This window comes from Pacificispira spongiicola (assembly GCF_012926505.1).
Taxonomy (GTDB): domain Bacteria; phylum Pseudomonadota; class Alphaproteobacteria; order UBA8366; family Aestuariispiraceae; genus Pacificispira; species Pacificispira spongiicola.
Genome location: NZ_JABBNT010000001.1, coordinates 592,484 through 615,083, shown reverse-complemented (window position 1 = coordinate 615,083; position 22,600 = coordinate 592,484). Strand labels below are relative to the sequence as shown.

Here is a 22,600-nt window from a genome sequence, read left to right as displayed (position 1 = left end):
GCCCGCAGGTGCCTGCGGGCGGTATCTTACTTTTTGAACAGGGATACAATCAGGCTGCGCAAGAGGGCCCAGGCGCTCACGCCGCGGCTTTCACGAACCTCGCCACCGGACAGGACGGCGTCACAATTCGCGGTGAACTCCGCGAGGATGTGATTGACTAGACCGTTGACGAGTTCGGGCCGGTTGAACTGGCCGAGAAGGCCTTCGATTCGGAACTTGAAATCGACATCGACGGCGCTGTTGTCGCCGCTCTCCGCCGGGTGCACGGAATAGGTCATGTGGCCTTCGACATTGGACTGGCCGCCGCGGTCCTTGCCGCGACCCTCGACCCGTCCCGTATGGGTGGCGGGGTCGAAAGTATAGTGTCCTTCGCCCTCGAATTTGGCCTTGATCGGGCCGAAGCTCACGGCGACGAAACCGGCGAAGGTTTCCGCATCATGCCCGGTTAGTTCCGCACCCGGCAGACAGCGGGCGACCGCATTGAGGTCGCTGAAATGGTCCCAGACAGCATCTGGCGCATGGTCGAGCGTGACACGGCGGCTGACGACGGTCCATCCGTCCTGAATGACGGTTTTGCCCTGCGCGGCGCCGGCTTCCGGTTTTTCGGCCGCGGTGACCTCCGCTTCGAAGGGCGTAAAGCCGGCCGCGTCCGGCTCAGGGAAAGAGGCGGCCGGTTCGGCGGCAATGCCCAGGGCATTGCGTTCCTCGATTACCTGCCGGATGGAGTCGACGATTCCCATATAGCCGGTGCAGCGGCACAGATTACCCGACAATTCGTGGCGAATGACCGCCTCATCCGGTGTTTCAAGACGGGCGACGATGTCGCGGGATGTCGCCAGCATGCCCGGCGTGCAGAATCCGCATTGAAGCGCATGGTTCCGGTTGAAGGCTTCGCGCAGACGGTCCATCAGCGTGTCCCCGTCATATCCTTCCAGCGTCTCGATCTCGGCGCCGTCGCAGCTATTGGCGAATGTCAGACAGGATCGCACGGGGCGTCCGTTCATCCGCACCGTACAGGCGCCGCAGACTCCCTGCTCGCAGGCGAGATGCGTGGCCGTCAGATTCATCTGATCGCGCAGGACCTCGGCCAGTTGCGTCCGCGGCGTCGCCAGAACGGTCGCTTTCCGCCCGTTGACGGTCAGGGTGATCGGCGTGGGTTGGATGTTGCTCATTTTGCAAGTACCTTTTCGAGGGCGCGCCGGGTCGCCGTGGCCAGAAGGTGTCGTTTCACCCGATCCGCGTCGGGCAGTTCCCGTGCCAGGATCTCTTCGATCCGGCCGTCTTTCGGAAGCATTGCGCTGCGCGCCGTCTCGACGGCCAACTCATCCAGAATAAGCGGCGCGCCGCCCGTGGCGCCGACGACGATCCGGGCATAGCGCCGGGTGGGGTCGAAAACCGCGGCACCGATGGCGTCCGCGAATTCACCGACCTTTCGGCAGACCTTGTAATAGCCCCAATGGGCATCGCCGCGCCCCACCGGAACAGAGACGGATTCAATGATCTCGTCCGCGTTCAGGGCCGTGCGATAGGCGCCATGCATGAACGAGCCCATCGCCATCTGGCGGCGTTCGCCCGCGGCATTGACCAGTGTCAGTTCCGCGCCGATTGCCGTCATCGTCGTGACCCAGTCGGCGGCCGGATCGGCATGTGCGAGGGAGCCACCGATCGTGCCGCGATTGCGCACCGCCCGATAGGCGATGTTGTGTGCAACGCTCCGCATCATGGCGGGCAGCGGCACCGGGCTGTCGCCGTCTTCGATCCGGGCATGGGTGACCGCGGCGCCGATGATGAGCGTATCTTTCTCAATACGGATATCCTTGAACGCGGCGATGGCGCCGATATCGACAAGGCTTGCCGGACGGGCGAGGCGCAGGTTCAGCATCGGGCCGAGCGATTGCCCACCCGAGATGATCTTTGTGTCGGCGGCTTTCAGCGCCGCTGCTGCATCGGTGCCGGTGTCCGGGAATGAATGCGTGAATCCGACGGGTTTCATGCCGACGCTCCTGCTCGATTCTGTTCCTTCGCCTCGAAGATTGCTTCGAGAACGCGATGCGGCGTTGCCGGGATCTGTGTGAGCTCAGCGCCGAGAGGGGCGAGCGCATCATTGATCGCGTTGACGATTGCGCCGCTCGGCGCGATGGCCGCCCCTTCACCGACGCCCTTGATGCCGTGCCGTGTGTACGGAGAGGGCGACTCGCTGTGGCCCAGCCGGAAGGACGGCAGTTCGGACGGTCCCGGCAGGACATAATCGGCCAGCGTGGAGGTCAGAGGTTGGCCTCCGGAATCGTACAGGGTCTCCTCGAACAGGGCGGTGCCGATCCCCTGCGCCGCGCCGCCATAGGACTGGCCGTCGAGGATCATCGGGTTCACGCGGCGGCCGCAATCTTCGAAAATCACATAATCCAGGATTTCCACGCGGCCGGTATCCGGATCGACCTCGACGATCGCCGCATGGGTCGCATAGGTGAAAACGCCTGTGTCGATGTCCGGCTTGTAGCCCTCGGTAACCTCAAGCCCCGCCGTGTTGACAGTATCCGGCAGACGATCGGGGTGCAGGTACCAGGCGTCGGCGATCTCGGCGAAGGAGACGGAAGCCTGGCCATGGACGACACGGCCATCCTTTATTTCCGTTTTTTCCGGATCGCATTGCAGCAGATGGGCACCGTGGATCCGGAGTCGCCGCACCAGCTCTTCCGATGCCTTTGACACCGCACCGCCGGCCATCACCATGCCGCGGGAGGCATAGGCCCCGGTCGAATAGGGGGTGAGACCGGTATCGCCCATGACGATCTTGACCCGGTCGATATCGACCTTGAGCCAGTCGCAGGCGACCTGAGCCAGGGTTGTCTCGAGCCCCTGGCCAAAAGAATGGTTCCCGGATTTCACTTCGATGGAGCCTGACGGCGTCAGCTTGACCATCGCCTGTTCGTAGCCGGGGACGAGCGGTAGACCCCAGGCGGCGAAGACCTTTGTCCCGTGGGCCGATTGCTCAGTGAAGGAAGAGAGGCCAAGACCGATGAACCGGCCGTCACGCGCGGCCTCTTCCTTGCGTTTGCGGAATGTGTCGAAACCGATCATGTCGGCGGCCTGCACCGCTGCGGACGGGTAGTCGCCCGTGTCGTAGAATTTGCCGGTGATGTTGGTGTAGGGCATTGCCTCCGCTTGGACGAGATTGAGACGGCGGATTTCCAGCGGATCCTTGCCGACGGCGCGCGCGATGGCATCAATGGTCAGTTCCATCGCGAAACAGACGCCCGGGCGGGCCACGCCGCGATAGGGTGTAAAGGCCGGTTTGTTCGTCGCGACAGAATAGGTCCGGCAGGAATAGGCGCCCAGATCATACGGGCCGGGCAGATTGCCGCCAGCCTGCGCCGCTTCCAGGCAGGCCGTGAACGGCCAGACGGAATAGGCGCCGATATCGACCCAGATATCCGCATCGACACCCAGAAGCCGACCGTTCTTGTCGGCATAGGCCTTCAGCTTGTAGCGGTGTTCGCGCGTATTCGCACCGGCGGTGAGATGCTCGCGGCGGTCTTCGGTCCAGCGGATCGGGCGATTGCAATGCCGGGCGGTCCAGGCGACCGAAAGTTCCTCTGGCTGCAGCACGCATTTGTATCCAAAGCCGCCGCCGACATCCGGCGCGACAACGCGGACATCCGCCTGATCGAGCTGCAGCGATTGGGAAATACCGGTGCGGATCAGATGTGGCACCTGGGTCGAGGTGTAGACGACCAATTGGTCGTATTTCGTGTCCCAATGGGCGAGCACGCCCTTGCCTTCCATCGGATTCATGCACTGGCGGGCCGTGTTGTATTCCCGCTCGATTACGACCGCGGCATTTTTCTTCGCCTCGCTCAGGTCGCTGTTGAATTCGGTGGTCAGGAACAGGTTGTCGCCCCATTCCTCGTGCAGAAGGGGCGGGTTTTTCTCCAGTGCCGTATCGATCGACGCCACCGGCGGCAGCGGCTCAAGATCGACCCTCACCGATTCTGCGATGTCTTCCGCCTCGGCGCGTGTCGGCGCAATACAGATCGCAATACATTCCCCGACATAGCGCACCTTGTCTTTCGCCAATGCGGGATAGTCGGATTGCTTATAGCTGGGCAGGCTCGATTCCGCGCGGATGGGCAGCACATCAGGCATATCCGCTGCGACGAATACCCGGGACTCAAGCCCATCCGGTTTCTCAATGCCGCGGATTCGCGCATGGGCGAGCGGGCTGCGGACGAAGGCCGCCTCCCAACATCCGGCGATCTTTATATCGCCAACGAACTGCGCCGTTCCGCGAAGATGCCGGGCATCTTCCTTGCGCAGAACGCGTTCACCAATGCCGGAGGTCATTTGCCAGTCTCCATACCCTGTTTCTTCGGCACAGCATGACGACAGCCCGTCTCCCGATCCTTTGGGGTGTTGGGTGTTTGTCCGCTATGCATATGAAAGAACTAGTGTTCTTGCTTCTCTCTATCCCCGACGGCGACACGATGTTTCCCTTATTGAATCGAGGTGTTATCTTGCTCGCCGATAAAGGGGAGTATACATCGCATTTGTTGTGTGGCAACAGGCCATCGAATAGATGAAACTACTCGTGTACGGCTTATTCCGTTTATAAAAGCCGATAGGGTTTGTGTGGAGGAAGGTCATGATCAGCAACCGTCATGCGAAAATCGATGACGTTCTCGAAAGCCCGCTGGGGCAGCCGAAATATAACAATCTTTGGGGGCGTCCGGGATATCTGATCCGGCGGCTACACCAAATTCATGTCGGCCTGTTTGCCGAGGAATGCAACTCCAAGGAATTCACGGCCGTTCAATATGCCGTGCTGTCGGTACTCTATAACGGCGATCAGTTCGACCAGCACACATTGTCGAAGGCGGTCGGGATCGACCGCACGAGCGGCGCGGATGTTTTCAAGCGTCTGGTCCGGCGGGGACTGGTGTCGCGCGAACCGTCCGAGCAGGACCGGCGCGCCAAGGTGGTCCGCATCACCGAAGAAGGCCGGGAACTCGTCCGGGGCATGCGCCCGGCCATGGAACGGGCACAGGAGAAATTGCTGGCCCCGCTCTCCGAGGACGAACAGGGGCAGTTCATGGACTTCATCCGTCGTCTGGTCGAAGCGAATAATGACGCCAGTCGCGCGCCGATGGCGTGAGCGGCCCTCGCCAAATCTCGAATGCCGGTTCCGGTCGGCGACATGTTGCGCGCCTGAATTGGGACCGTTTTTTCCGCGATCGGCGGTCGGATCTCCATATTTTGTGACAAAAAAATAAAAAACCCATTGCCTCCATAAAAAAACGAGGCATACTCCGTATCAGATCAGGGAGCATACTCCTTAATAAAAAGACGGATGGGGAAAATGGACGATATGCGACTATGTCGAGGCGGCAGGCCGTCTCCATATGGCGGTCCCGACTGTTTGGTCGGTGCCGATCTCGTCGATTGTCATGGGCGGGAGCGCTCGTGATGACTTTGTTTCTACAATTCTTGCTGACCGGAATTGTCACGGGCTGTTTTCTGGTGTTGGCGACGATCGGCTTCTCCTTCACCCGACGGGTCGAAGGGTTTCTGAACATCGCGCATGCGGAACTGCTGGGCGTGTCGGCCTTCACGACCTGGGGACTGAACAAGCTGGCAGGGTGGCATATCCTGCCATCCGCGGCGGTCGGGATCATTGTCACCGCATTCCTGGGTCTGGCCATTGGACGGATCGTCTATGATCCGATCCGACGCTTCGGTCCGGCGGTCCTGCTGATCACGTCTGTCGGTGTTTCCTATGCCATCGGTGGGGTGATCGATGCCGTTATCGGCACAGGCATTCGCACACTGGATATTCCCCTGGCCACGTCCTACCGCTTCTGGGGCCTGCGCATCACGGATTACCAGCTTCTCGTGGTCGCGCTCGCGATCGTGGCAAGCGGGTCTCTGGCGCTGTTCCTGAACAAGACGAAAACCGGTCTGGCCATTCGCGCCATCTCCGTGAACCCGGAACTGGCAGCGTCCCGTGGGATCGACGTTCAGAAGACGTCGCGTGCGACCTGGCTAATTTCCTCCGGGCTGGCCGGGCTCGCCGGCGTCATGCTGTCGGTGATCGCGACCCTGTCCACGGATATCGCCTTCCATCAGATCCTGCAGATCCTCGCCGTCGCCATTCTGGCCGGGCTCGGATCCCTCTATGCGGTGATCCTGTCCGGACTGATCGTCGGGATCGCGATGGATGTGTCGGTCTTTTGGATCCCAGCCGGCTACCGCCCGCTCATTGCATTCGCGGTGGTGATCCTGGTTCTTCTCGTGCGCCCGCAGGGCCTGGCAGGGAGCAAGTCTTCGTGATGATACAGAGCCTTCTCCTATCGACTCTCATGTTCGGGGCCCTTTTCTCGGTCCTGTCCATTTCGCTGAACCTTCAATATGCGCGCGGTGGCATGATCAACTTCGGCACGGTCGCCTACTTCGCGGCCGGCGCTTATGCCTATGCGATCTTCACACAGGAACCGCCATCGGGCCTGGATCAGTATGCGTTCGGCTTCGACCTGCCCTGGTGGGCCGGTTTCCTGGCAGCCGGCGTTGCGGCGACCCTGTTCGCCCTCATCACCGGCTGGCCGACCCTGCGGCTGCGGGGGGAATATCTCGCCCTGACAACCTTCGCCTTTGCCGAGGTGTTGCATTCCTTCCTCCTGAACGAGCGGCGGATCGGAAACGGCAGCGTCGGTCTCGCGAATGTAGAGCGGCCGGATTTGTCCTTCTTCGGTCTCGACGAGCAGATCGGCTATGCGGTGGCGGCATGCGTTCTGATGCTGGTGACGGCCTGGCTGTTCAATCGTCTGCTGGCCTCGCCTTATGGCCGGCTTGTGGATGCGACACGGGATGATGAAACCGCCGCCGAAGCGGTCGGCAAGGATACGACACGGACGCGGCTGCAGGTTTTCGTCATCTCCGCCATTCCGATCGGTTTTGCCGGGGCGCTCTACGCGATGATCACGACGCTGGTGTCGCCGGCCCTGTTCACGGCGGAGATCACCTTCTTTGTCTGGATCGCCCTGGTGTTGGGCGGTGAGCGAACCATCCTCGGCGCGATCATCGGCACTATGGCCCTGGTTTTCTTCCAAGAACTCGTTCGGATGATCCCGTTCGAAAGCGTGCGCTCCGCACAGATCGCCGCCTCGGTTGAGGAGGTCCTAACCGGTGTCCTGTTCATCATCGTTCTGCGTTGGCAGCCCTGGGAAAAAATGAAGCGGAGGAAAGGGGCATGAGCGACGCGATCCTCAAAGTCGAAGGCGTCATAAAGAATTTTGGCGGCTTTCGCGCGGTGGGCGGCCCGGACGGGCTCACCTTCAATGTTCCCCGTGGCGGCTTTCTCGGCCTGATCGGTCCGAATGGTGCCGGCAAATCGACGACCTTCAATCTGGTTTCCGGCGTGCTCAAACCCAGCGAAGGCCGGGTGGTTCTGGAAGACAAGGATCTCTCCGACTGTAAGGCGTCGGATATCGCCGGCCTCGGTCTTGCGCGGACGTTCCAGACGCCGCGCGCCTTCCCCTCTTTGACGGTTCTCGAAAACGTCATGGTCGGGGTAAGCCACACCAATGAGGGACCGTTCTCTGCGATGCTCGGCAACTGGCGGCAGTCCGACGGTGAATTACGCGAGAAGGCACAGGCGGCCCTGGCGAAGGTCGGGTTGCACGGTCACGAGGACGACGAGGTCGGCAATCTTTCCGGCGGCGAGTTGCGCATGCTGGAAGTCGCCCGTCAGCTCGTTCGCGAGCCGAAAGTGTTCCTCCTGGATGAGCCGACGGCCGGTGTCGATCCGACGCTTCAGCAGAAACTCGCCTCGCTGTTGGCGGATCTGCATGCCGCCGGCACGACGTTGATCGTCGTCGAGCATAACCTGGCCTTCCTGCTCAATCTCGCGGATCGGGTCGTCGTGCTTCAGAACGGTGCCCTTCTCGCGGAAGGGGCGCCGGATGAAATCCGACGCAATCCGGATGTCGTTGCAGCCTATCTGGGAGCTGACCATGAAGCTTGAAGTGAACGGCCTGCACAGCGGCTACGGAAAAGTCACCATCCTCCACGGCGTCGATTTCGTGGCGGAGCCGGGTGAGATCACCTGTGTCCTGGGCGCGAACGGCGCCGGCAAGAGCACGCTGATGAAAACCATCGCCGGGCATCTGCCCGTGGGTAAGGGCGATATATTGCTGAACGGGCAGTCGATCGCATCCTTCAACGCCCTGCACACGACGATGGCCGGTGTCGGCTACGTCCCACAGGGCAACAACACATTTGGCGAGATGACCGTGCGCGACAATCTGTTGGCGTCGGCACTCAGCTTCAGCAATACGCAGGCGCGGATTGAGGATACCTATGCACGGTTCCCGATCCTGAAGGAACGGTCCAATCAGCAGGCATCCACCCTGTCCGGCGGGGAGCGTCAGACGCTCGCGATCGCCAATGCATTGGTCGGCAATCCGCAAATGCTGATCCTTGATGAACCGACGGCGGGACTCGCGCCGATCTTTGTCGATCGGATCATCGAATGGGTCTGGGAACTCGCCCAGGATGGCGTGAGCGTCATCTGGGTCGTGGAACAGGACCCGGAAAAAATCCTGAAAATATCGCGGACCACCTGGATGCTCGATGCAGGCTGCAACCGTGAAACCCTGCCCAGCGAGGACCTCCTCGTGCCGGGCCGGTTGGAGGAAATGCTCCTTCAGGCGCATTGACCGCAAATAATTGCAAAACAGAGCGAACAGAAAACTTGGAGGTTTCTATGGGTGGCATGAAGAAAGTTCTCAGCGGTTTCACGGCTCTCGCCACGATCGCGTCCGTTGCCGTACCTGCCGTCGCGCAGGCCGATGACGTCACGGTCGGCGTGCTTGTTCCCCTGACGGGCGAACTGGGTGAATTCGGTAAAATCGTCGCCGGCTCGGTCGAGCTCGGTGTCAAACAGATCAACGAAGCGGGCGGCACCAAATGCGGCATGCTCCGTACCGTCGTCGCGGATACGGCCGGCAGTGCGGAGCAGGCCATTCGCGAGGCGACCAAGATGATCGATACGGAAGGCGCGGTTGCCCTCCTCGGTCCGACGTCGGGTGCCATGGTCGCGCTGGTCGATCTGGCCAAGCGTAAAGAAACAGTGGTGATGTCGCCTTATGCCGGGACGATCACGCTGAACGAAATCGGCGGCGACTACATCTATCGCACAGTGTCCTCGGATCTGGGTGACGGGGAGGCCTCGGGTCTCTGGCTCAAGGAAAAGGGCTACAAGAAGGTCGCCTTCCTGGTGCAGAATGAGGAATCCACGATCTCCCCGGCCCAGGTCGCCCAGGAACGTCTGAAGGATGCCGGTATCGAACTGACGGATTACGTGATCTACAATCCGGGCCAGCCGTCCTATCAGGCCGAGTTGATCTCGGTCCTCGCGAATGAGCCGGACGCGATCTATCTCGCGGGGGGGCAGGAATCCGGTGTGACGGTTCTCAAGGAAGCGGCGGCCGGCGGCTATGGCGGCGAATGGCTGCTGACGGCGGACCTCGCGGTGCCGGAAGTCTTCGACGCGCTGGATCCGCGCATCCTGAACGACAAGGCCTATGTCGAAGTCGCTCAGGCGGACAAATCCCTGCCGGAATACAAGGCGTTCGAAGCCTTCCACAAGGCGGAAACCGGTGCCGAGCCGGGTCCGTTCGCGGCCAACTCCTATGACATGGCGATGCTGGTCGCGCTGGCGCTGGAAGCGTCCGACGGCTGCACCGGGGCTGCGGTCAATTCCATGATCCGCGATGTCACGGAAGGCGGCGAGAAAGTCTCTTCCTTCGCCGACGGCAAGGCGGCGCTCGCCGACGGCAAGGACATCGATTACGAAGGGGCCTCCGGTCCGCTGACGCTCGACAAGAGCGGTACGCCGGCCGGTGCCTATCAGATCATGAAGGCTGTCGACGGCGCCTGGGTAGATGAGAAATTCTTCCCGGCCAGCGCTTTCGAATAAGATCCGCGGGGCCGGATCAGGCCCCGGTAATCAAGTTTGGCAAAGGTCCGGCAAGAGCCGGACCTTTGTCGTTCCAGCCCGTGTGATATTTCCAAGGATTTTGTGTTCCCCGTCAGCACATATGGCCCACACCCTCCAATGCAAGATCGTCGACAAAGCCCTCCTACGTCCGAATATCGGTGATATCGGTCACCCAGGCCCGATCCGGTGCCGCCACGTCGCACCGCCGATTCTGGACGGTGGCGACTTCCTGACGCCGGTCGGCGCGTGTTTTAATAGTGCCTGATTGACCTCTAGCGCTATTATCCGTCCTTTCGTGGAGTGAACGCCGTGGTCAGCACTTGAACATCCTGTTATTCCGAACAGTCGGATTTCGCGGCTACCGGACAATGCTGCGACGGGCGCACAAGCGCATCCGATCTGGAGAAGAACCAAAATGCGGGGTGAACCGGTGATGACGGATATTCTTTCCAAACTATCGGAGGCACGCGCCATCCCTGTCGTCCGTCATGCGGACGCATCGGTTGCGGCGCGGGGGGCCTCAATTCTCGCAGAGAACGGGTTTCCGGTCGTAGAAGTGACCTTCACCGTCCCCGAAGCGGCGAACCTCATCGCATCGCTGCGGGATCGGCAGCCAGAGGCATGTTTCGGCGCGGGGACCGTTATGACCGTGGCCCAGGCGAATGCGGCAATCGACGCGGGGGCCGAATTCATCGTTTCACCCTGTCTGGCGGAGGATGTCGCCGACCTATGCGAAGAGCGGGCGGTTCCCTATCTGCCGGGGGCGGCAACCCCGAAGGAAGTATTCGCCTGCTGGCAGGCGGGAGCAGCGGTCGTGAAGGTGTTCCCGGCAAAACAGGCGGGCGGCCCCGGTTTCGTAAAGGCCGTCAAAGCGGTTTTCCCCGACATTCCGTTGATGCCCACGGGCGGAATCGGTCTGGACGATATGCAGGATTATTTGGATGCAGGTGTCCTCTGCGTCGGGCTTGGGGAGCTGTTTCCCGCGCGCGACCTAGAACGTGGCGACGACGGCGCCGCAATGGAGTTCGTTCGGGCAGCTTATGTACGCGTACGCGGACTTTCCAAGAAGTAGGAAGCGATAAAAGATACGTGGTCGTGCCGCGCGGGCCTGCGACATATGGATATGTTTGAGGAATTTGGAGACGGTGATGAGCGTGGATCTTCTGTGCTTCGGCGAACCGATGTTGGAATTCAATCAGCAATCCGACGGCAACTATCTGCCCGGACATGGCGGGGATACGTCCAACTGCGCCATTGCTGCTGCGCGGTCCGGGGCGTCCGTGGGTATGCTGGCCCATGTCGGCGCGGATGCCTTCGGGGACAGTTTCCTGTCCTTGTGGGAGGTTGAGGGCGTCGATACATCCACTGTCACGGGGTCGGCGGTGGCCCATACCGGCATCTACTTTGTCAGCCACGGACCGGACGGCCATCAATTCAGCTATATGCGGGCGGGATCGGCCTCCAGCCGCGTAACGCCGCAGGATCTGCCCGTCGCGGATATCGAGGCGGCGAAAATTCTGCATGTGTCGGGGATCAGTCAGGCGATTTCCAATACTGCGGCGGATGCCGTTTTCGCGGCGATCGATATCGCGCGGGCGGCGGGAACGCGCGTTTCCTACGATACGAATCTTCGATTGAAACTGTGGCCGTTGGCGCGGGCGCGGGCCGTCACCCATGCGGCAATGGCCATGGCGGATATCGCGCTTCCGGGTAAGGACGATGCGGAACACCTGACCGGCCTGTCGGACCCGGATGCGATCGTCGACTTTTATCTGACGCTCGGTGCCAAGGTCGTGGCCCTGACCCTCGGGTCGGACGGGACATTGGTCGCGACATCGGATCGACGGGAGCGTATCGCGGCCTTCCCGGTGAAGGCGGTGGACGCAACGGGGGCCGGCGATACGTTCGACGGCGCGTTTCTAGGCGAATTGTTGAGGACCGATGACCCGTTTGCCGCCGGGCGCTACGCCAATGCGGCGGCAGCTCTGTCGACCTTGGGCTATGGTGCCGTGGCACCGATGCCGACGCGATCGGCCGTCGATAGATTTCTGGAGGAGCGCAATAAATGATGAAACATGCCCTTGTTACCGGCGGGACGCGGGGGATCGGGCGCGGGGTCGTCGATGTCCTGCTGTCCCAAGGCTGGCGGGTGACCGCGACCGGCGTCAACCCGGATCACGTTTCGAAAGCGCGGGACGCCGACTATTTGACGAACCGTATCCTGGACGTGACCGACGGCGCGGGCGTGGCGGCGCTTGTCGCCGAGATCGATCGTCTGGACGCGCTGATCAACTGCGCCGGGATCACCAAACGCGGTCAGGAATACGACATCGATGCCTTCGAACAAGTGATTGCCGTCAACCTGACCGGCACGATGCGGATGTGTACGGCCTGCCATGACCTCTTGGCGGAGTCCGGCGGGGCCATCGTCAATGTCGCGTCCATGTTGACGTTTTTCGGTGGGCCTTTGGTTCCGGCCTATACCGCGTCGAAAGGCGGTGTCGGGCAGTTGACGAAAGCATTGGCGGCCCATTGGGCAAAGGACGGTATTCGTGTGAACGCCGTTGCGCCTGGATGGATCCACACCGACCTGACACAGGTTCTCAAAGACGACCCGGTTCGGAACGACACGGTATTGTCGCGCACCCCGATGGGACGATGGGGCGATCCCGAAGATGTCGGCCGTGCAATCTCCCTCCTATTGTCACCGGATGCGGGATTTGTGACCGGAACGGTTATTCCCGTGGATGGCGGTTACAGCGCCGTTTGATCATGGCAATAAAATCAACGGCAAGCGACGGCCCCGCCAGCGGCACCAATTGACGATTGCGTCGACAGGCCGTGACCGTCGTTAGGTTAGGTTTTCACTAAGCGTGGGCGAGAGAATTGCTACTATGACCTAGCCTTCTCCTGGTGCTTCATTGCAGTGCAGCAACGGGGAGACGACAGCGTGAGTAAGACAGCCTTCGACTATATCATTATCGGCGCGGGGTCGGCGGGATGCGTTCTCGCCAATCGGTTGTCGGCGAATAGCGGCAATTCGGTCTGCGTGGTCGAAGGTGGCGGGTCGGAAAGCGCGCCGAATGTCAGCATTCCGGCGGGTATCCTGTCGCTCTACGGCAATCCGAAATACGACTACGCCTATGTCGGGACGCCGCAACCGGAACTCAACAATCGTCGGATTCCGGTCAATCGCGGTAAGGCCCTGGGCGGGTCGTCGACGATCAATTCCATGGTCTTCATTCGCGGGGCTTGTTCGGATTATGACGAATGGGCGGAACTCGGCTGCGCGGGATGGGCCTGGGACGATGTACTGCCCGTCTTCAAATCGCTGGAGCGGAACCGGGTCGGCCAATCCGCGGATTGGCACGGTTTCGACGGTGAACTCTATGTCAACAAGGCGCGTGACCCGAACCCGGTCTCCCGAATGTTCATTGAGGCCGGAAAATCCGTCGGCTTGCCGGAAAAGACGGACTTCAACGACGGCGATCAATTCGGTGTCGGGATTTACAACGTCACGCAAAAGGACGGGATGCGCTGGTCGTCTTATCGCGCCTTCCTGAAACCGGTTCTGGACCGTCCGAACCTGACCGTCCTGGCGGAAACGGAAACCCGCCGCCTCATCCTGGACGGGACCCGCGTCACGGGGGTGGAGGTCGCCACGAAAGCGGGCGTGCAGACATTGACGGCGGCGAAGGAGGTTATTCTGTCCGCCGGGGCGATCGGATCGCCGACCTTGATGATGCGGTCGGGGATCGGTCCCGCCGCTGGTTTGAAAGCCGCGGGCGTGTCGGTCCTGCACGACCTGCCCGGTGTCGGCCAGAATTTGCGCGATCACGTGGATGGGATGATTACCGTCCGGTCGAGTTCAACGAAAACGCTGGGACTGTCCGTCGCAAACCTGCCGTCGATGCTGGCCGCGCCGTTCCAGTGGATGTTCGCCCGCAAGGGGATGCTGACGACCAACTATGTCGAAGCGGGCGGTTTCGCGAAGACCAAATATGCCGGAAAGGAACCGGATATTCAGTTCCATTTCGTCCCCGGCTACCGCAGCCATCGAGGTCGGCTGGTGGAATACGGCCATGGTTATGCCGTCCATACCTGCGTCCTGCGGCCCAAATCCGTGGGGGAAATCCGTCTTGTCGGGAATGGCGCGGCGGAAATCGACCACAAATTCTTCTCCGCCCCCGAAGACGCGCAGACGCTCGTCGAAGGGATCAAGGTCGCGCGGTCGATTTTCGAATCCGATGTCTTCGCCCCCATTCGCGGGCCGGAAATCCTGCCCGGCCCGGACGTCCGGACCGATGACGAAATCCTGGACTACCTGCGGGCGGAGGCACTGACCGTCTATCACCCGGTCGGGACCTGCAAGATGGGGACGGACCCGATGGCGGTGGTCGATCCGGCGACGATGAAGGTCTCCGGCCTCGACGGGCTGCGGGTCGCGGATGCGTCCATCATGCCGACGCTGATCGGCGGGAATACCAATGTTCCGTCGATGATGATCGGCGAACGATGCGCCCGGGCCGTTCTAATTAGTTAGGCCTAAACTAATCATAAGTGATGTATGTTTTTCTTTTCCCTTATCAGGAGATGCGTCAGATATCACGGGACCTGCCGCTGAGCGGCAACCGGAATATGCAGACGATCGGAAAGGGACGCTGAAATGTCGGTCGAGAAAACGGAAGTGCTTGTTGTCGGCGGCGGTCAGGCTGGGATAGCGATGAGCGAACATCTGGGTAAGAACGCCATTCCCCATATCGTCCTGGAACGCAGCCGGATCGCCGAACGCTGGCGGTCGGAACGGTGGGATTCGCTGGTCGCCAACGGCCCGGCCTGGCACGACCGTTTCCCCAACGGTGAATTCGATGGCTTCGATCAGGATGCCTTCGTGCCGAAGGAAGGCATCGCAGACTACCTCGTCGATTATGCCGCCCGTATCAAAGCGCCGATCCGGTGCGGTGTGTCCGTGACGTCGGTGACGCGTCTAGACGGTTGGTCCGGTTTTCGGGTGGAAACGTCGGACGGGGTGATTGAAGCGCAATATGTCGTCGCCGCGACCGGCCCGTTTCAGAAGCCGATCATCCCCGGTATCGTGCCGGATGAAGCCGGGGTCGCGCAGATCCATTCCAATGCCTACCGCAATCCGGCGCAATTGCCGGACGGGGCGGTTCTGGTCGTCGGCGCGGGGTCGTCCGGCGTTCAGATCGCCGACGAGTTGAACCAAGCCGGAAAGCGCGTCTATCTGTCGGTCGGTCCGCATGACCGCCCGCCGCGCCGCTATCGTGGGCGGGATTTCGTTTGGTGGCTGGGTGTCCTGAATAAGTGGGATGCGGAAACAACGCCGGGCGTCGAACACACGACCATCGCCGTCAGCGGCGCGGATGGTGGACACACCATCGATTTCCGGAACCTGGCGGAACAGGGGATCACCTTGGTCGGCCGCACCGAAACCTATCGCGACGGTGTGATGTCCTTCGCATCCGACTTGACGCGCAATGTCGCCGCCGGGGACGCCAATTACCTATCCTTGTTGGACGAGGCCGATGACTTCGTCGCCCGCAACGGGCTGGACCTGCCGGAAGAACCCGACGCGCGCGTGATCGGCCCGGACCCGGCCTGCATGACCGATCCGATTTCGCAACTGGACCTGAAAGAGGCGGGGATCACCACGATCCTGTGGGCCACGGGATTCGCGCTGGATTTCGGCTGGTTGCAGGTCGATGCCTTCGACAAGTCTGGACGCCCTGCCCATCGGCGCGGTGTGTCCACGGAGCCGGGGGTCTATTTCCTGGGGCTGCCGTGGCAGTCGCGGCGCGGGTCGTCCTTCCTCTGGGGCGTCTGGCACGATGCGAAATTCGTCGCCGACCATATTTCCAAACAGCGCGGCTACTTGTCATATAAGGGCTCGGAGGTCCGTTTGCCCGAACCCGCCTGACGCATCGAATCTTAACCCTATCCGGCATGGAGAGCCCAATGGCCCACACCCGCATTCGTAAGTTCAACACGCGCGACACCTATCCCGAACAGAAGCTGGATAACGATCTGTGCCAGGCGGTCGTCGCCCGTGGCGCCACCGTCTTCCTGCGCGGCCAGTGCCCGCAGGACCTGGACACGGCGGAAAATATCAAAAGCGGCGATCCGGTGGAACAGACCCACAAGGTGATGCAGAACATCCAGCAGCTCATCACCGAAGCGGGCGGAGAGATGGCGCATATGTGCAAGGTCGTCGTCTACCTGACCGACGTGCGTCACCGGGAAGCGGTCTATCGCACGATGGGCGACTATATTCGCGGCGTGCATCCGGTTTCGACCGGCGTGGTGGTGACGGCGCTGGCCCGTCCGGAATGGCTGGTCGAAATCGACGCCACATTCGTTATCCCCGATTGATCGACACCGAAAGGGGGCCCGATGACCTTCTCTATCGTTGCACGCTGCGCTGAAACCGGTCGGTTCGGTCTGGCAATTTCGTCGTCCTCCCCGGCGGTGGCGGCGCGGTGCGCTTTCGCACGGGCCGGTGTCGGCGCGGTCGCGACCCAGAACGTGACCAACCCGGCGCTGGGGCCGATCGTTCTGGACCTCCTGGCGGCGGGGAAATCCGCAGAGGACGCATTGGCCGCCGCGATCCGGGACGAAGCCTATCCCGATTACCGGCAGGTGCTCGCCGTTGACGGGCAGGGCGGTACCGCGATTCATTCCGGCGGTAAGGCTTTGGGTACGTGGTCGTCGGCATCCGGCAGGGATTGTGCGGCCGGCGGAAACCTGCTGGCTGATGCCGGCGTCCCGCAAGCGATGGTGACGGGGTTTGAGAAGGCCACCGGCTCCCTGGGCGACCGACTGATCGCAGCCATGCAGGCGGCGCTGTCCCTGGGGGGAGAGGCCGGTCCCGTCCATTCCGCCGGGATGTTGATCGTCGACAAGCAAGACTGGCCCTATGCCGAATTGCGGATCGATTGGACGGAGGATTGTCCCATCGCGGCGCTCGCCGCAGCGTGGGACGTCTACAAACCGCAGGCCGACGATTACGTGACCCGAGCCCTGAACCCGACAGCCGCGCCGTCCTACGGCGTGCCCGGCGACGAATAGGAGGTCCGATGCTGAGTTTTGACGAATACCGCGCAAAGGCCGCCGCTCTTAAACCGCATACGGGATGCTGGATCGATGGCGCCTTCGCCCCCGCTGCGGACGGTCGGGTATTCGACAGCATCAATCCCGCCACCGGGGCGGTCATCGCTCAACCGGCGCGCGGCGGGGCGGCGGATATCGACCGCGCCGTGATCGCCGCCCGCGCGGCGTTTGAGGACGGTCGCTGGTCCCGCAAAACGCCGGGGGAACGCAAGGAAGTCCTGCTGAAACTGGCAGGTCTGATCCGCGAGAACCTGACCGAATTGGCCTTGCTGGATACGTTGGATATGGGCAAGCCGATTTCGGAAACCGTCAACGTGGATGTGCCCGGTTCCGCCTATTTCTTCCAATGGCATGCCGAAGCGATCGACAAGCTGTATGACGAGGTCGCGCCGACCGGCGGGCGCGATGTGGCGATGATCCGGCGCGTGCCGCTGGGCGTTATCGGCGCCGTTGTGCCGTGGAACTTCCCGTTGGATATGGCGACCTGGAAACTGGCCCCGGCGCTCGCCGCCGGGAATTCCGTCGTGTTGAAACCGGCGGAACAATCGCCCCTGTCGGCCCTGCGACTGGCGGAACTGGCGGCGGAAGCCGGTTTGCCGGACGGTGTCTTGAACGTCGTGCCGGGATATGGCGAGGAGGCCGGGCAGGCCCTGGGCCGTCACGAGGATGTGGATTGCCTCGTCTTCACCGGGTCCACTGCTGTCGGCAAGATGTTCCAGCGCTATGCCGGTGAGAGCAATATGAAGCAGGTATGGCTGGAAACCGGCGGCAAAAGCCCGAACCTGATCTTCCCGGATGCCGATCTGGACGCGGCGGCGGACATGGCGGCCTTCGGCATCTTCTTCAATCAGGGGGAGGTCTGCTCCGCGAATTCCCGGCTGCTGGTGCATCAGGATATCGCCGATGCGATGCTGGAGAAGCTGGCCGCACGGGCGGCGGCGATCCGCCAGGGCGACCCGCTCGACCCCGAAACGCAGATGGGGGCGATGGTCGATCGGTCCCATGCCGACCGCGTGGAAGGCTTCCTGAAATCCGGCAAGCAAGAGGCGCGTCTGGTTACCGGCGGGGAGCGGGTGTCGATCGGCATTTCCGACGCCTTCATTCAACCGACAATTTTCGCTGATGTGCCGCGTGACGCACGTATCGCGCGGGAGGAAATCTTCGGTCCCGTCCTGTCCGTCCAGACCTTCGAGACCGATGACGACGCGGTGGCGATTGCCAACGACACGATCTATGGATTGGCGGCCTCCGTCTGGACGGGGAACCTCAGCCGGGCGATGGACGTATCGGACCGGCTGAATGCCGGGACGGTGTCGGTCAATACGGTGGATGCGCTGTCGGCGATGACGCCCTTCGGCGGTATGAAGCAATCGGGCTTCGGTCGTGACCTGTCGATCCACTCCTTCGACAAATACACTGCGCTGAAAACCGTTTGGATCAAATATTGATCCGCATCCCCTGCCGGATTAGATTAGGGAAAACCTAATATAAGTACCGGATGGGAAAAACTTGGCCTTACGTTTCACGCTGCGTCAGCTGGAATATTTTGTGGCTGTCGGGGAATGCGGATCGATTGCGCTTGCCGCGGAAAAGGTAAGCGTATCGTCGCCGTCGATTTCCGCCGCCATCTCTCAGCTTGAAGCCGAATTCGGCGTTCAGTTGTTCATTCGCCGCCATGCTCAGGGGCTCTCGCTGACTCAGGGCGGGCTGCGGTTCCTGGAACATGCCCGCGATGTGTTGGAGCGTGCGCGCAAGCTGAACGACCTGTCGAACGACATTACGGGACAGGTGCGGGGACCGTTGAATGTCGGCGGTCTGGTGACCTTCGCGCAAATCGTCCTGCCGCAAATCCGGCGCAGTTTCGTCGATACCTATCCGGAAGTGAGCTTCCGGCAATACGAACGCGACCAGTTGGAGATTTTCGAAGGCCTGCGGTCGGCGCGCCTGGACATCGCGCTGACCTACGATCTGAAGATTCCGTCTGACCTGGAATTCATTCCGTTGATCGAATTGCCGCCTTTCGTGTTGCTGCCGGAGGTCCATGAATTGAGCCATCTGGACAGTATCTCGCTGGAGATGCTGGTCGACTATCCGTTGATCCTGCTCGACCTGCCGATGAGTGCGGAATACTTCCTGTCCTTTTTCGATGAACTGGGCGTGAAGCCGAAGATCGCCGAACGAACGCGCGATATCGCCGTGATGCGGTCGTTGGTCGCCAACGGGTTCGGTTATTCCATCGCCAATATCCGACCTGCCACGACCCGCGCGCCGGATGGAAAGCCGCTGCGCCTCGTCCCCATGACGGGGCCGGTCCGGCCAATGAAGCTGGGGTTGCTGCATCCCGAAGGGGCCTTGAATTCCCTGACCGTCCGGGCCTTCCTGGACCATTGCCGGTCGCGTATCACCCCCACCCACGCGCCGGGGTTGGAATTGCCCAAGGGCGGCACCGACGCGTCGGCTTGACCACCAATTTCTCACTGCACAAAACAGCGACATCGCTTGCATAAAATCGCGGCTGTGGCGAGGCGGTTCACGTTGGAAATGCGCAATTAGGCGGCACCTGTGCCAATTTTGCGTGCAGTTAGGGGTGGCCTAAGTCGAGCTTCCGTAAAGTGTAATTTACTTGAACCGCGCAGATGCCACTCTGTTGCCTTTCCAAGACATGTGGGCATGAGCGGTGCTGTTCCACAGGTTGTGTCTGGGATCGGGATGGAGCAATGGGGAGTAACGTATGACGCGCGGCCGGGCCCTGGAGGTCTTTGACGTATCAAAGCAGTTCGGCAGCTATCGTGCGCTGGATCACGTAAGCTTCACCATCGACGAGAACGAATTCTTCACGCTTCTCGGCCCGTCGGGCTGTGGCAAGACCACGCTGTTGCGAATGATCGCGGGCTTTGAAAGTCCGACGAGCGGCGCGATCTTGCTCTATGGCAAGGAAATCGCAGGCCTGCCGCCGGAAAAGCGCAAGGTGAACACGGTCTTTCAGAGCTACGCTCTTTTCCCGCATATGACCTTGGCGCAGAACATCGCCTTCGGTCTTGAAAATCTGGGTTGGGACAAGGCCCGGCGCGACGCGCGGGTCGGGGAAATGCTGGACCTTGTGCATATGTCCGATTTCGCCGCTCGGAACCCGCTCCAATTGTCCGGCGGGCAGCGGCAACGCATCGCCCTGGCACGGGCCTTGGCAACGGAACCGCAAATATTGCTGTTGGACGAACCGCTGTCGGCGCTGGATTTGAAGCTGCGGCAGGCCATGCGCGACGAGTTGCGCCAGTTGCAGCGTCAGACTGGTATTACCTTTGTCTTCGTCACCCATGACCAGGACGAGGCACTGGATATGTCGGATCGGATCTGCGTCCTGGGCGACGGACAAATTCAACAGATCGGCACGCCGTCCGAAATCTACGAAGACCCGGAAAACCGCTTCGTCGCGGACTTTATAGGCGAAACCAATTTCCTGGACGGCACGGTCGTGTCGGTCGATGGCGACAAGGCGCGGGTTAAGACCCCGTTCGGCTTCGACATCACGACGTTTCAGAAGGGCGTGACGGGTCCGGGGCCGGTGACGGTCTCCCTGCGTCCGGAAAAGATCGGCATGGCGGAACAGGCGACCGGCAATTCCCTGACCGGGACGATTGCGGGCCGTAACTATATGGGCGGCTTCACCCATTATACGGTGGATGTGTCGGGCATCCTGCTGCGCGTGTCGCGCCGCAACGACGTCAGTCACGCCGACAGTTTCGACATCGGACAGACGGTGCCCTTGGGCTTCCGCGACGACAGCGCGCGGGTATTGGCCAGATGACCGTCTTGCGCAGCTTCCGCTTCTGGGGCCTCGTCCCCGCCTGGGCGATCATGCTGTTCACGTTGATCATCCCGGTGGGGATCGTCATCGGCGTCAGCTTCGCGGAACGCGGCGCCTATGGCGGCTTCGAATGGAGCGCCAATATCGACAGCTATCGTGAGCTGCTGTTCTCCCTCGGCTGGACCGACGAACTGGAATTCACACCGAAATATCTGATCATCATTGGGCGGACCTTGGCGTTGGGCCTTGCGACCACGGCGATCTGTATGATCCTGGCGCTGCCCGTCGCCTATATCATCGCGCAGAGCCCCGGCCGTTGGAAACCGTTGCTGATCTATCTGGTCACGCTGCCGTTCTGGGTGTCGATGATCGTACGTGTGTATGCGTGGCTGATTATCCTGGGGAATAACGGGTTGGCGGAAAAGCTGTGGCGGTTCGTCGGCGGCGGGGAGATCGACACCTTCCTGTTCACGCCGGGCGCCATGCTCGCTGGGATGGTCTACAGCTATATCCCGCTGATGGTGCTGCCGGTCTTCGCGGCGATCGAGAAATTGGACCCGGCGTTGCTGGAGGCATCCCATGATCTGTACGGCAACCGCTGGGTGACGCTGCGGAAGATCATTCTGCCCCTGACTTGGCCCGGTCTTGCCGCCGGGGCGATCCTGGTTTTCGTCCCGGCCATCGGTACGGTACTGGAACCCATGCTGCTGGGCGGCGGCAAGCTGATGATGATGGGCACGCTGATTCAGTCGCAGTTCGGTGGGGCCCGCAACTGGCCGTTCGGCGCGGCGATTGCGCTGGTGCTGATGGCCATCGTGGTGGTTCTGCTCATGCTCAACGCGCGCCGCGCCAGCCGGAAGGAGGCGTTGCTGTGAACCGAGCCACCGATGTCCGCCATTATCCCGGCGCGCGCCTCGTCACGCTGATCTTCTTCATCTGGCTGTATCTGCCGATCGGCGTGGTCGTCTGGTATTCCTTCAACGAAAACCGCCTGGTGTCCGTCTGGTCCGGGTTTTCCACGAAATGGTATGCCGCGGCACTGGAAAACAAGGCGCTGTTGGCGGCCCTGGAAGTGTCGTTCATCGTCGCGGTCATCGCGACAATCGGGGCAACGCTGATCGCATTATGCGCCGCCATGGTTTTGAGCCGTGCGCCCCGGCGCGGCATCTTCCAATTGTCGGAAGCCGTGGTGAACATGCCGCTGATGTTGCCGGAAATCGTCGTCGCCGTCGCGGTGCTGATCCTGTTTTCGCAGATCGGCCTGACGAACGGGATGCTGAAGCTGATCCTGGCGCATACGGCGTTCTGCACCCCCTTCGCCTTTCTGCCGATCCGCGCCCGGATGCAGGGCATGACACTGGAGATGGAAGAGGCCGCCCGCGACCTGTTCGCCAGTCCCTGGGTCGCCTTCCGCCGTGTGACCCTGCCGATGATCGCGCCGGGTGTCTTCGCCGGGGCGATGCTGGCCTTCGTCATTTCCATGGACGATTTCATCACGTCCAATCTCCTCAATTCCGGCGGGTCGACGACGCTGCCCGTCTATATCTTCGGGCTGATCAAGCGCGGCACGACGCCGGAACTGAATGCCATTTCCACCCTCATGATTATCGCCTCTCTGATCATCGCCACAGCGGCGCTTGTGATGAGCAGTCGTGCCATGACGAGGGATTGATCCT

The 22,600-nt window shown here is 61.5% G+C and carries 21 protein-coding genes; 18 read left to right on the top strand and 3 right to left on the bottom strand.

The window, feature by feature from the left end; translation table 11 throughout:
• Positions 1-26: 26 nt before the first annotated feature.
• From HH303_RS02880 to HH303_RS02870, 3 genes are read right to left on the bottom strand one after another with little or no spacing between them, the layout of a single operon-like run.
• Entirely contained in the window at positions 27-1,172 is a 1,146-nt protein-coding gene (locus HH303_RS02880; protein ID WP_169623688.1) for a xanthine dehydrogenase family Fe-S subunit, read from the bottom strand.
• The gene (locus tag HH303_RS02875) at positions 1,169-1,993 is read right to left on the bottom strand and encodes an FAD binding domain-containing protein (protein ID WP_169623687.1); all 825 of its coding nucleotides are present in this window, start codon (positions 1,991-1,993) and stop codon (positions 1,169-1,171) included. The genes HH303_RS02880 and HH303_RS02875 overlap by 4 nt, the downstream gene beginning before the upstream one ends.
• On the bottom strand, positions 1,990-4,341 hold the full coding sequence (locus tag HH303_RS02870; RefSeq protein ID WP_169623686.1) for a xanthine dehydrogenase family protein molybdopterin-binding subunit: 2,352 nt from the start codon (positions 4,339-4,341) through the stop codon (positions 1,990-1,992). Before HH303_RS02870 ends, HH303_RS02875 begins: the two co-directional genes overlap by 4 nt.
• Before the next feature lie 298 nt (positions 4,342-4,639).
• Between HH303_RS02870 and HH303_RS02865 the strand changes: the two genes are divergently transcribed.
• From HH303_RS02865 to HH303_RS02780, 18 genes are all read left to right on the top strand, one after another.
• The gene (locus tag HH303_RS02865; RefSeq protein ID WP_169623685.1) at positions 4,640-5,149 is read left to right on the top strand and encodes a MarR family winged helix-turn-helix transcriptional regulator; all 510 of its coding nucleotides are present in this window, start codon (positions 4,640-4,642) and stop codon (positions 5,147-5,149) included.
• Positions 5,150-5,460: 311 nt separating this feature from the next.
• Entirely contained in the window at positions 5,461-6,324 is an 864-nt protein-coding gene (locus HH303_RS02860; protein WP_169623684.1) for a branched-chain amino acid ABC transporter permease, read from the top strand.
• On the top strand, positions 6,324-7,244 hold the full coding sequence (locus HH303_RS02855; protein ID WP_227421562.1) for a branched-chain amino acid ABC transporter permease: 921 nt from the start codon (positions 6,324-6,326) through the stop codon (positions 7,242-7,244). Before HH303_RS02860 ends, HH303_RS02855 begins: the two co-directional genes overlap by 1 nt.
• Positions 7,241-8,014, top strand: a complete 774-nt coding sequence (locus HH303_RS02850) for an ABC transporter ATP-binding protein (RefSeq protein ID WP_169623682.1) — start codon at positions 7,241-7,243, stop codon at positions 8,012-8,014. The genes HH303_RS02855 and HH303_RS02850 overlap by 4 nt, the downstream gene beginning before the upstream one ends.
• Positions 8,004-8,708 carry an ABC transporter ATP-binding protein gene (locus HH303_RS02845; protein ID WP_169623681.1) on the top strand — a complete coding sequence of 235 codons (705 nt, stop codon included), beginning with the start codon at positions 8,004-8,006 and terminating at the stop codon, positions 8,706-8,708. The genes HH303_RS02850 and HH303_RS02845 overlap by 11 nt, the downstream gene beginning before the upstream one ends.
• 47 nt (positions 8,709-8,755) lie before the next feature.
• On the top strand, positions 8,756-9,970 hold the full coding sequence (locus HH303_RS02840; RefSeq protein ID WP_169623680.1) for an ABC transporter substrate-binding protein: 1,215 nt from the start codon (positions 8,756-8,758) through the stop codon (positions 9,968-9,970).
• Between the two features lie 454 nt (positions 9,971-10,424).
• Entirely contained in the window at positions 10,425-11,063 is a 639-nt protein-coding gene (locus tag HH303_RS02835; RefSeq protein ID WP_169623679.1) for a bifunctional 4-hydroxy-2-oxoglutarate aldolase/2-dehydro-3-deoxy-phosphogluconate aldolase, read from the top strand.
• Positions 11,064-11,139: 76 nt separating this feature from the next.
• The gene (locus tag HH303_RS02830; RefSeq protein WP_169623678.1) at positions 11,140-12,060 is read left to right on the top strand and encodes a sugar kinase; all 921 of its coding nucleotides are present in this window, start codon (positions 11,140-11,142) and stop codon (positions 12,058-12,060) included.
• A complete protein-coding gene (locus HH303_RS02825) occupies positions 12,057-12,761 on the top strand; it encodes an SDR family NAD(P)-dependent oxidoreductase (protein WP_227421479.1) in 705 nt (234 codons plus the stop codon). Before HH303_RS02830 ends, HH303_RS02825 begins: the two co-directional genes overlap by 4 nt.
• Before the next feature lie 180 nt (positions 12,762-12,941).
• Complete coding sequence (locus HH303_RS20225; protein ID WP_169623677.1) at positions 12,942-14,534, top strand: GMC family oxidoreductase; 1,593 nt, start codon at positions 12,942-12,944, stop codon at positions 14,532-14,534.
• A gap of 123 nt (positions 14,535-14,657) precedes the next feature.
• Complete coding sequence (locus HH303_RS02815) at positions 14,658-15,929, top strand: flavin-containing monooxygenase (RefSeq protein ID WP_169623676.1); 1,272 nt, start codon at positions 14,658-14,660, stop codon at positions 15,927-15,929.
• A gap of 38 nt (positions 15,930-15,967) precedes the next feature.
• On the top strand, positions 15,968-16,381 hold the full coding sequence (locus HH303_RS02810) for a RidA family protein (RefSeq protein WP_169623675.1): 414 nt from the start codon (positions 15,968-15,970) through the stop codon (positions 16,379-16,381).
• A 21-nt stretch (positions 16,382-16,402) separates the two neighbouring features.
• Positions 16,403-17,077 (top strand): DUF1028 domain-containing protein, encoded by a 675-nt coding sequence (locus tag HH303_RS02805; RefSeq protein ID WP_169623674.1) that lies wholly within the window; start codon positions 16,403-16,405, stop codon positions 17,075-17,077.
• 8 nt (positions 17,078-17,085) lie between these two features.
• The gene (locus tag HH303_RS02800; RefSeq protein WP_169623673.1) at positions 17,086-18,567 is read left to right on the top strand and encodes an aldehyde dehydrogenase; all 1,482 of its coding nucleotides are present in this window, start codon (positions 17,086-17,088) and stop codon (positions 18,565-18,567) included.
• A 61-nt stretch (positions 18,568-18,628) separates the two neighbouring features.
• Positions 18,629-19,582 carry a LysR family transcriptional regulator gene (locus tag HH303_RS02795; protein ID WP_169623672.1) on the top strand — a complete coding sequence of 318 codons (954 nt, stop codon included), beginning with the start codon at positions 18,629-18,631 and terminating at the stop codon, positions 19,580-19,582.
• 268 nt (positions 19,583-19,850) lie between these two features.
• On the top strand, positions 19,851-20,924 hold the full coding sequence (locus tag HH303_RS02790; protein ID WP_169623671.1) for an ABC transporter ATP-binding protein: 1,074 nt from the start codon (positions 19,851-19,853) through the stop codon (positions 20,922-20,924).
• Positions 20,921-21,799, top strand: a complete 879-nt coding sequence (locus HH303_RS02785) for an ABC transporter permease (protein ID WP_169623670.1) — start codon at positions 20,921-20,923, stop codon at positions 21,797-21,799. The genes HH303_RS02790 and HH303_RS02785 overlap by 4 nt, the downstream gene beginning before the upstream one ends.
• Complete coding sequence (locus HH303_RS02780; protein WP_169623669.1) at positions 21,796-22,596, top strand: ABC transporter permease; 801 nt, start codon at positions 21,796-21,798, stop codon at positions 22,594-22,596. The genes HH303_RS02785 and HH303_RS02780 overlap by 4 nt, the downstream gene beginning before the upstream one ends.
• Positions 22,597-22,600 lie beyond the last annotated feature (4 nt).